We start from the raw sequence: 10,225 nt of genomic DNA on the forward strand, positions 1-10,225 counted from the left end.
CCCCGCTGCCCCTGCCGCTGCTGGCCTGGCAGGAACCGGCGGCGCTGCTGCCGATGAGCGTGCTGACCGGGCTGATCGTCTGGCGCCACCGTGGCAATCTACGCGACCTTTTCGCCGGCCGCGAACGGCATTTCTAGATATTGCCCGTCAAAACCTACCCACAGCGCCTCAAAGTGGCGGCAACTGCTCCATCGGCCAACGCGCCTGTACGCTGATCGCCAGGCTTTCGTGCTGCCCGGCCTGCAGGCGCTGGCAACCGGCAAAGGCGATCATCGCGCCGTTATCGGTGCAGAACCTCGGGCGCGCATAGAACACCTCGCCCCTCAGGTCGCCGAGCATTTTCTCCAGGGACTCGCGCAAGGCCTTGTTGGCACTGACGCCACCGGCGATCACCAGACGCTTCATGCCGGTCTGCTTCAACGCCCGCTTGCACTTGAAGGTCAGAGTCTCCACCACCGCCTGCTGGAAGGCCAGCGAGATGTCGCAACGGGTTTGCTCACCGTCGTCTCCAGCGCTGACGCACTGCTGCCAGGTATTGAGGGCAAAGGTCTTCAGGCCGCTGAAGCTGAACTCCAGGCCCGGACGGTCGCACATCGGCCGCGGGAACACGAAGCGCCCGGGCACGCCCTGTTCAGCCAACCGGGCGATTTCCGGGCCGCCCGGATAATTCAGGCCGATCAGCTTGGCGGTCTTGTCGAAGGCTTCGCCGGCGGCATCGTCCAGGCTTTCGCCCAGCACGCTGTACTGGCCGATACCATCGACCTGCACCAACTGCGTGTGCCCGCCGGAGACCAGCAGGGCGACGAAAGGAAACTCCGGTGGCTGCTCCTCGAGCATGGGCGCCAGCAGATGACCTTCCATATGGTGCACGCCCAACGCCGGGATATCCCAGGCGAAAGCCAGGGCCTGGGCGCACGAGGCGCCGACCAGCAAGGCGCCGACCAACCCTGGGCCGGCGGTATAGGCGATCGCATCGATCTCGGTCGGTGCACAGTCGGCCTCGGCCAGCACCTGGCGGATCAGCGGCAGCATGCGCTTGACGTGATCGCGGGAAGCCAGCTCCGGCACCACGCCGCCATAGGCCCGGTGCAGGTCGATCTGGCTGAACAGCGCATCGGCCAGAAGGCCGCGCTCACTGTCGTACAGCGCGACGCCGGTCTCGTCGCAGGAGGTTTCTAATCCCAGTACTAGCATGGGTTTGCGCCCTGAGGCTGAATTCGAAGGCGCGCATGATAGTCGTCCCCCCCAGCTCCGACCAGCGGTTTTCGATCAGAGGCTTTGCATTCCGCGTCCCGAGGGGTTAACATCCGCAACCCTTAAAAACCGATGATCTCCAGTGCGCTTTTGCCTGAAGACATCGACCCCGGTAATGAATGAAGGTAGCTCTGGATGCCAGCCGTCAAAGTTAAAGAGAACGAACCCTTCGACGTAGCTCTGCGTCGTTTCAAGCGCTCCTGCGAAAAAGCCGGTGTTCTGGCTGAAGTTCGTAGCCGCGAATTTTACGAGAAGCCAACTTCCGAGCGTAAGCGCAAGGCAGCCGCTGCTGTCAAGCGTCACGCCAAGAAAGTTCAGCGCGAACAGCGCCGCGCCGTTCGTCTGTACTAATACACAGACGTTCGCTGCAAGCTTCTGCCAAGCCCGGCCCTCAGCCGGGCTAATGGCATTTGCGGATATCGCTTGATGCTTCACCGTCAAAGCCGCCCGTGCGGCCCAGACGAAACCGCTTCACCACGTCAGAACTGGCTTGTAGCCAGCGGTGCACGTCTTTACTGACGAGCCTAACAAGGCTACCGACGAGCACACCCTTTCCAGCTTGCGGGCAGATCCGTGGTCACCTTGACCTCCAGCGGGCCCGACAGCGACAGTGTACCCATCGAAATTCGACGGGCCGCCCGACTCAAGGCCAGCCGGTTTCGACAGATACATTTCCCGATGATGTTCGAGCAGACGACGAGCGGTCGCGCAGCCAAAAGACCTGCATGCCCTCGCGTCGACAGGCCCTTTCGGGATACCCCAGCAGCGCAGTGACAGCGAGAACGCCATGGCCGGGCTGATACCCCAGAGCTTCATTGACGACCTTCTGAACCGTACCGACATCGTCGATGTGGTCAGCTCGCGCGTGCAACTGAAGAAGGCCGGCAAGAACTACACCGCCTGCTGCCCGTTCCACAAGGAAAAGACTCCATCCTTCAGCGTCAGCCCGGACAAGCAGTTCTACTACTGCTTCGGTTGCGGCGCGGGGGGCAACGCCCTCGGCTTCATCATGGACCATGACAACCTGGACTTCCCCCAGGCCGTCGAGGACCTGGCGAAAGCCGCCGGCATGGAGGTCCCCCGCGAGGAAAGGGACAACGGCCGCGGACGCAAGCCACGCCAGCCGACCGACTCGCCGCTGTATCCACTGCTGAGCGCGGCGGCCGACTTCTACCGCCAGGCACTCAAGAGCCACCCGGCGCGCAAGGCCGCCGTCGACTACCTCAAGGGCCGCGGCCTGACCGGCGAGATCGCCCGCGACTTCGGCCTGGGTTTCGCCCCGCCAGGCTGGGACAACCTGTTCAAGCACCTGTCCAGCGACACGCTGCAACAGAAGGCCATGATCGACGCCGGCCTGCTGATCGAGAACGCCGAAACCGGCAAGCGCTACGACCGCTTCCGCGATCGCGTGATGTTCCCCATCCGCGACACCCGCGGCCGCATCATCGCCTTCGGCGGCCGGGTGCTCGGCGACGACAAGCCCAAGTACCTGAACTCGCCGGAAACCCCCGTGTTCCACAAGGGGCAGGAACTCTACGGCCTGTTCGAAGCACGCAAGAACAACCGCAACCTCGACGAAATCATCGTCGTCGAGGGCTACATGGACGTCATCGCCCTGGCCCAGCAGGGCCTGCGCAACGCCGTGGCGACCCTGGGCACCGCGACCAGCGAAGAGCACATGAAGCGTCTGTTCCGGGTCGTGCCCAGCGTGCTGTTCTGCTTCGATGGCGACCAGGCCGGCCGCAATGCCGCCTGGCGCGCGCTCGAAGCGACCCTGAGCAGCCTGCAGGACGGCCGGCGTGCGCGCTTCCTGTTCCTGCCGGAAGGCGAGGACCCGGACACTCTGATCCGCGCCGAAGGCACCGACGCCTTCCGCGCGCGGATCAATCAGCATGCGCAACCGCTGGCCGACTATTTCTTCCAGCAACTGACGGAAGAGGCCGACCCGCGCTCGCTGGAAGGCAAGGCCCACATGGCCACGCTCGCCGCCCCGCTGATCGACAAGGTGCCAGGCGCCAACCTGCGCATTCTGATGCGCCAGCGGCTGACGGAAATCACCGGCCTGAGCAGCGAAACGGTCAACCAATTGGCCCAGAGTGCCCCGGCGGAAATGCCGGGCGCCCATGACCAGGGCATCGATTACGGCTTCACCCCGGACTATTCGGAGCATTCGGACTATTCGGATTACCACCAGCCGCAGGAGGCCTATGTGCCCCAGCAGCAGGACTGGACGCCGAAAAAGTCCGGTGGTGGCAAGAAATGGGACAAGAAACCCTGGGACAAGAACGGCAAGCGCGGCGGCGATCGTGACCAGCCCCATGCCCCGAGAATCCCAGCGCCGGTCGAGCCGCCGATCCAGGCCGCGGTGCGCACGCTGATCCACTACCCGCAACTGGCCGGCAAGGTCGAGACCGCCGGTCACTTCGCGGATGAAGACAACAGCACGACCCAACTGCTGGTGGCCCTGCTCGAGGCCTTGCAGAAGAATCCTAAGCTAAGCTCCATCCAGATGCTATCGCGCTGGCACGGCACCGAGCAGGGCCGATTGCTGACCCGCCTGGCGGAAAAGGAGTGGCTGATCGACGGAGAAAACCTTGAACAGCAGTTTTTCGACACCATAACTAGCTTGTCAGCCCGCCAGCGCGAGCGAAAGCTGGAACAACTTCTCAGGAAATCGCGGCAGAGCGAATTGAGCGCAGAGGAGAAATCCCTGCTGCTCGAATTGCTCAAACGCGATGTTCCTGCATCAAACCCGACCTCAACTGGCGCGTGAGGTCATAGCTCAGGTATAATCCTCGGCTTGTTTTTTGCCCGCCAAGACCTTCAGTGGATAGGGTGTTATGTCCGGAAAAGCGCAACAGCAGTCTCGCCTCAAAGAGTTGATCAGCCGTGGTCGTGAGCAGGGTTACCTGACTTACGCGGAGGTCAACGACCACCTGCCGGAGGATATTTCAGATCCGGAACAGGTGGAAGACATCATCCGCATGATCAACGACATGGGGATCAACGTATTCGAGAGTGCTCCGGATGCGGATGCCCTTTTGTTGGCCGAAGCCGATACCGACGAAGCCGCTGCCGAAGAAGCAGCGGCGGCGCTCGCGGCTGTGGAAACCGACATCGGTCGCACTACCGACCCGGTGCGCATGTACATGCGCGAAATGGGCACGGTGGAGCTGCTCACGCGTGAAGGCGAGATCGAAATCGCCAAGCGTATCGAAGAGGGCATCCGTGAAGTGATGAGCGCCATCGCGCACTTCCCTGGCACGGTTGAATACATCCTCGACGAATACAATCGCGTCACCAGCGAAGGTGGTCGCCTGTCCGACGTTCTCAGCGGCTACATCGATCCGGACGACGGCACCGCGCCGCCTGCCGCCGAAGTTCCGCCACCGGTCGACGCCAAGTCCGGCAAGGACGACAGCGACGACGACGAAGACGAAGAATCCGAAGGCGGTGACGACGAGGAAGAGGCCGAAAGCGGCCCGGATCCGGTCGTTGCGGCACAACGTTTCGGCGCCGTTGCCGAACAGATGGAAGTCACCCGCAAGGCACTGAAGAAGCATGGTCGCCACAACAAGGCGGCCATCGCCGAACTGTTGATCCTGGCCGAGCTGTTCATGCCGATCAAGCTGGTACCCAAGCAGTTCGAAATCCTGGTCGAGCGCGTTCGCAGCGCCTTGGACCGCCTGCGTCAGCAGGAACGCGCCATCATGCAACTGTGCGTGCGTGATGCCCGCATGCCACGCGCCGATTTCCTGCGCCAGTTCCCTGGCAACGAAATCGACGAAAGCTGGAGCGATGCCCTGGCCAAGGGCAAGGCCAAGTACGCCGAAGCCATCGGCCGCCTGCAGCCGGACATCATCCGTTGCCAGCAGAAGCTGACCGCACTCGAGGCCGAAACCGGCCTGACGATTGCCGAAATCAAGGAAATCAACCGTCGCATGTCGATCGGCGAAGCCAAGGCCCGCCGCGCGAAGAAAGAGATGGTTGAAGCCAACCTGCGTCTGGTGATCTCCATCGCCAAGAAGTACACCAACCGCGGCCTGCAGTTCCTCGATCTGATCCAGGAAGGCAACATCGGCCTGATGAAGGCGGTGGACAAGTTCGAATACCGTCGCGGCTACAAGTTCTCGACCTATGCCACCTGGTGGATCCGTCAGGCGATCACTCGCTCGATCGCCGACCAGGCGCGCACCATCCGTATTCCGGTGCACATGATCGAGACGATCAACAAGCTCAACCGCATTTCCCGGCAGATGCTGCAGGAAATGGGTCGCGAACCGACGCCGGAAGAGCTGGGCGAGCGCATGGAAATGCCTGAGGACAAGATCCGTAAGGTGTTGAAGATCGCCAAGGAACCGATCTCCATGGAAACCCCGATCGGTGACGACGAAGACTCTCATCTGGGTGATTTCATCGAAGACTCGACCATGCAGTCGCCAATCGATGTCGCCACCGTCGAGAGCCTCAAGGAAGCCACCCGCGAGGTGCTGTCGGGCCTCACCGCCCGTGAAGCCAAGGTACTGCGGATGCGTTTCGGCATCGACATGAATACCGACCACACCCTCGAGGAAGTCGGCAAGCAGTTCGACGTGACCCGCGAGCGGATTCGTCAGATCGAAGCCAAGGCGCTGCGCAAGCTGCGGCACCCGACGCGAAGCGAGCACCTGCGCTCCTTCCTCGACGAGTGATAGACAAAACCCCCGGCCCGCCGGGGGTTTTGCTTTTCCGCACGGCACAAAAGCCTCCCCTCCCCCACAGCCCGTCTACACTCGAAACAATCCCCGTGCCATAACGAGACCGTTATGCCCAGACTGCCAGCCCTGCTACTGCTGCCGCTGCTCGCCTGGACCGCAACGGCTGGCGCGTTGAGTCTCACCGATGAGGAACGTAGCTGGCTCGCGGCCCATCCGGACCTGCGCCTGGGCATCGACAGCGCCTGGCCACCATTCGAGTTTCGCGACGAGGACGGACGTCACCAGGGACTGTCCGCCGACTACATGGCACTGGTGGAAAAACGCCTGAACATCAGCCTCACACCCGCCGAACCGATGAGCTGGACCGCGGTGCTGCAACAGGCGCGCGACGGCAGGCTCGACCTGCTGCCCGGGGTGATGTCCACACCCGAGCGTCGCGCCTACCTGGCCTTCACCCGCCCGTACCTGGACTTTCCGATCGTCATCCTCGCCCACGAGGGCGGAGCCCAACCACGCAACCTGCAGGAACTGTATGGCCTGAAAGTCGCCGTGGTCGAAAGCTACGCCCCCCACGAGTTGCTGCGCAACCACCATCCGGACCTGAACCTGGTCGCCCTGCCCAACGTCAGCTCGACCCTGCAGGCCCTGGCCACCGACGAGGTCGACGCCGTGGTCAGCGATCTCGCCTCCACGGTCTGGAGCCTGCGCCAGCTCAAGCTCGATGGCCTGTATGTCAGCGGCGAAACGCCCTACCGCTACCAATTGGCAATGGGTGTGCCGCAGGAGCAGAAGATCCTGGCGGGCATTCTCGACAAGGTCATGGCCGACATGAGCCCCACCGAAGTCGACGCCATCCAGAAACACTGGGTCGGCAACGTACTGAGCGGTCCCTCGTACTGGAGCGATATCCTCAGCTACGGGCTGTCGGGCATCCTGTTGCTGGTCACCGTGCTGGCCGTGGTGATCCGCGTCAACCGGCGCCTGAGCTCGGAGATCTCCCGGCGGGTGGCCCTCGAACAGGAACTGCGCAGCAGCGAATACCACTACCGAGGCCTGGTGGAGAGCCTGTCGGCGATTGCCTGGGAAGCGCGGATGGGCGATTACACCTACACCTATGTGTCGCCCCATGCCGAAGCCCTGCTCGGCTATCCATTGGCCCATTGGCTGGTACCGGGTTTCTGGCGCAGCATCACCCACCCCGCCGACCTGACCCGCGCCCACGCCTTCTTCGATCATCAGGTCCTGGCCGGCCTCGACCACAGCCTCGACTACCGGGTCATCGCCGCCGACGGCCGAACCCTTTGGGTCCGCGACATCGTCAGCCTGATCGGAGAGGGTGATGACCTGGTCATCCGTGGCCTGATGATCGACATCAGCGAAACCAAGCACACCGAAGAGGCATTGCGCCTGTCGGAGCAGAAATTCGCCTCGGTGTTCCAGCAGTGTCCCGACATCCTGGTGATCGCCCGTCTGTCCGACGGCTGCCTGCTGGAGGTCAACGAGGCCTTCGAGGAACAGATCGGCCTGCGCGCCGCACAGGTCATCGGACGGACCGCCACCGAACTCGACATCTGGGGCATCGAGGGAGTTGGCCCGGGCCTGCTGCAGCGCCTGCAGGGCGGCAGCCTCCGCAACCTGGAAATGCCCTTTCGCCGCAACAACGGCCAACTGTTCACCGGGCTGATCTCCGCCGAGACCTTCGAACTCGATACCACCCCCGCGCTGGTGGTCGTGGTGCGTGACATCAGCCAGCTCAAGGAAACCCGAGAGCAACTGCAGACCTCCGAGGAAAAGTTCGCCAAAGCCTTCCACGCCTCCCCCGACGGCATGCTGCTCAGCCGCCAGCGTGACGGCATGCTGCTGGAAATCAACGAAGGCTTCACCCGCCTCACCGGCTACAACAGCGCCAGCTCGCTGGACCATTCCGCCATGGACCTGGGCCTGTGGGTCAACCTCAACGAACGCAAACACATGCTCGAACTGCTTCAGCGCGATGGCTTCGTCCGCGATTTCAATTGCCATATTCGCCGCAGCGACGGGCAGATCCGCCTCTGCGAAGTCTCCAGCCGCCCCCTGCCGATCGGCGGCGAGGACTGCATGCTGACCATCGCCCGGGACATCACCGAGCGCCACCTGATGCAGGAAAAGCTGCTACAGGCTGCCACGGTCTTCGAAAGCACCGCCGAAGGCGTCCTGATCACCGACACCCGGCAGCACATCAGCGCGGTCAATCGCGCCTTCAGCGAAATCACCGGCTACAGCGAAACCGAGGCCCTGGGCAACACTCCGCGCCTGCTCGCCTCGGGCCAGCACGACAGTGCCTTCTACGTCGCCATGTGGCACCAGTTGAGCGCCGAAGGCCACTGGCAGGGCGAGATCTACAACCGACGCAAGAATGGCGAGCTCTACCCCAGTTGGCTGACCATCAGCGCCGTGCGCAACCGCGATCAGATCATCACCCACTTCGTCGCCGTGTTCGCCGACATCTCCAGCCTCAAGCACGCCCAGGCGCGGCTCGACTACCAGGCCCACCACGACCCGCTGACCGGCCTGCCCAACCGCACCCTGTTCGAAAGCCGGCTGCAAGCCGCACTGAACAGCCAACAGGAAGACGGCGGCCAGGGCGCGGTGCTGTTCCTCGACCTGGACCGCTTCAAGCACATCAACGACAGCCTCGGCCATCCGGTCGGCGACCTGCTGCTCAAGAGCATCGCCCAACGCCTGAAGGAGCAACTGCGGGATATCGACACCGTGGCCCGCCTGGGCGGTGATGAATTCATCATCCTGCTGCCCGGCCTGCACCAGCCCAGCGACGCCGAGCACCTGGCCAACAAGCTGCTGGACTGCTTCAGTGCGCCCTTCCAGGCCGGCGAACACGAGTTCTTCATCAGCGCCAGTATCGGTACCAGTCTCTACCCCCGCGATGGCGATGACGTCGCCACCCTGATCAAGAACGCCGATGCGGCGATGTACCGCTCCAAGGCCAAGGGCCGCAACCGTGTCGAAAGCTACACCCGCGACCTCACGGCCCAGGCCAGCGAACGGGTTGCCCTGGAGCACGAACTGCGCCGTGCCATCGAGCGCCAGGAACTGTTCCTCTATTACCAACCCAAGATCAGCCTCGACGACGGCGCGCTGGTCGGCGCCGAGGCGCTGATCCGCTGGCACCATCCAACCTACGGCGACGTACCACCGGAGCATTTCATCCCGCTGGCGGAAGACAACGGCATGATCCTGCAGATCGGTGACTGGGTACTGGAACGGGCCTGCCGCCAGATGCAGCGCTGGGCCGATCGCTACGGCGAATTCGGCCCACTGTCGGTCAACCTTGCCGGCGCACAGCTGCGCCAGCCGAACCTGCTGGCACGCATCGAGCAACTGCTCAAGGACCACCACCTGCGCCCTGGCTGCCTGCAACTGGAGATCACCGAGAACTTCATCATGAGCCAGACCGAAGAGGCCCTGGACGTCCTGCACCAACTCAAGCGCCTGGGGGTGCAACTGGCCATCGACGACTTCGGCACCGGTTACTCCTCGCTGAGCTACCTCAAGCGCCTGCCGCTGGACTACCTCAAGATCGACCAGTCATTCGTCCGCGGCCTACCGGACGACCCCCACGATGCCGCCATCGTCCGCGCCATCATCGCCCTGGGCCGCAGCATGCAATTCACGGTGATCGCCGAGGGTGTGGAAAACCTGGCACAGCAGGAGTTTCTCGCCGCCGAAGGTTGCGAACAGATCCAGGGCTACATCGTCAGCCTGCCACTGAAAGCCGAAGAATTCGCCGCGACCTTTCTTCGCGTGATGCTTTCGGAGTTTTCGGATAGCACAGGAGAGAAACCGTCGTTATAATTCGCGGCCAACTGAGGGCCTATAGCTCAGTCGGTTAGAGCAGAGGACTCATAATCCTTTGGTCCACGGTTCGAGTCCGTGTGGGCCCACCATCCTTGAAAGCCGCGCGTTGCGCGGCTTTTGCGTTTCTGGCGGGACCACCTCAGATACAGTCCTATGGTCCAAAGGTACAAATTAGGTACAGTGCGGCTTCGCTTGCACGCCTTTGGAGTCCTTCAGATGGCCACAATCGTCAAAACCCCTGCCGGTACTTAGAAGGCCGTCATCCGCAAAACCGGATGGCCGACCAACGCCAAAACCTTCCGCACCAAACGCGACGCCGAGGATGAAATGGTGCGGGGTATGTATGTAGTGGTCAACAATTCCCGGACACAGAATTGTAGTGGTCTACTAACCCCGGACACCTTTTTAGGCGAGAATGA

Annotated in this window: 5 protein-coding genes, 1 tRNA gene and 1 pseudogene; 6 read left to right on the forward strand and 1 reads right to left on the reverse strand. The window is 62.7% G+C overall.

Annotated features, from left to right (window positions below; translation table 11 throughout):
- Positions 1-137: pseudogene (locus K675_RS30430) on the forward strand (glycerol-3-phosphate 1-O-acyltransferase PlsY); the annotation flags it as partial.
- A gap of 31 nt (positions 138-168) precedes the next feature.
- Here K675_RS30430 and tsaD read toward each other — a convergent pair.
- Entirely contained in the window at positions 169-1,194 is a 1,026-nt protein-coding gene (gene tsaD / locus K675_RS0105885; RefSeq protein WP_017902585.1) for a tRNA (adenosine(37)-N6)-threonylcarbamoyltransferase complex transferase subunit TsaD, read from the reverse strand.
- Between the two features lie 195 nt (positions 1,195-1,389).
- Between tsaD and rpsU the strand changes: the two genes are divergently transcribed.
- From rpsU to K675_RS0105910, 5 genes are all read left to right on the forward strand, one after another.
- Positions 1,390-1,605 (forward strand): 30S ribosomal protein S21, encoded by a 216-nt coding sequence (gene rpsU / locus K675_RS32085; RefSeq protein WP_002551877.1) that lies wholly within the window; start codon positions 1,390-1,392, stop codon positions 1,603-1,605.
- A gap of 436 nt (positions 1,606-2,041) precedes the next feature.
- Entirely contained in the window at positions 2,042-4,027 is a 1,986-nt protein-coding gene (gene dnaG, locus K675_RS0105895) for a DNA primase (RefSeq protein WP_017902587.1), read from the forward strand.
- Positions 4,028-4,094: 67 nt separating this feature from the next.
- Positions 4,095-5,945 carry an RNA polymerase sigma factor RpoD gene (gene rpoD, locus K675_RS0105900; RefSeq protein ID WP_017902588.1) on the forward strand — a complete coding sequence of 617 codons (1,851 nt, stop codon included), beginning with the start codon at positions 4,095-4,097 and terminating at the stop codon, positions 5,943-5,945.
- A gap of 114 nt (positions 5,946-6,059) precedes the next feature.
- Positions 6,060-9,803: a bifunctional diguanylate cyclase/phosphodiesterase gene (locus K675_RS0105905; RefSeq protein WP_017902589.1), complete on the forward strand. Its 3,744-nt coding sequence runs from the start codon at positions 6,060-6,062 to the stop codon at positions 9,801-9,803.
- A 15-nt stretch (positions 9,804-9,818) separates the two neighbouring features.
- Positions 9,819-9,895 (forward strand) — tRNA-Ile (locus K675_RS0105910).
- Positions 9,896-10,225: the final 330 nt, after the last annotated feature.

Source organism: Pseudomonas fuscovaginae SE-1, assembly GCF_000364705.1.
GTDB lineage: Bacteria > Pseudomonadota > Gammaproteobacteria > Pseudomonadales > Pseudomonadaceae > Aquipseudomonas > Aquipseudomonas fuscovaginae_A.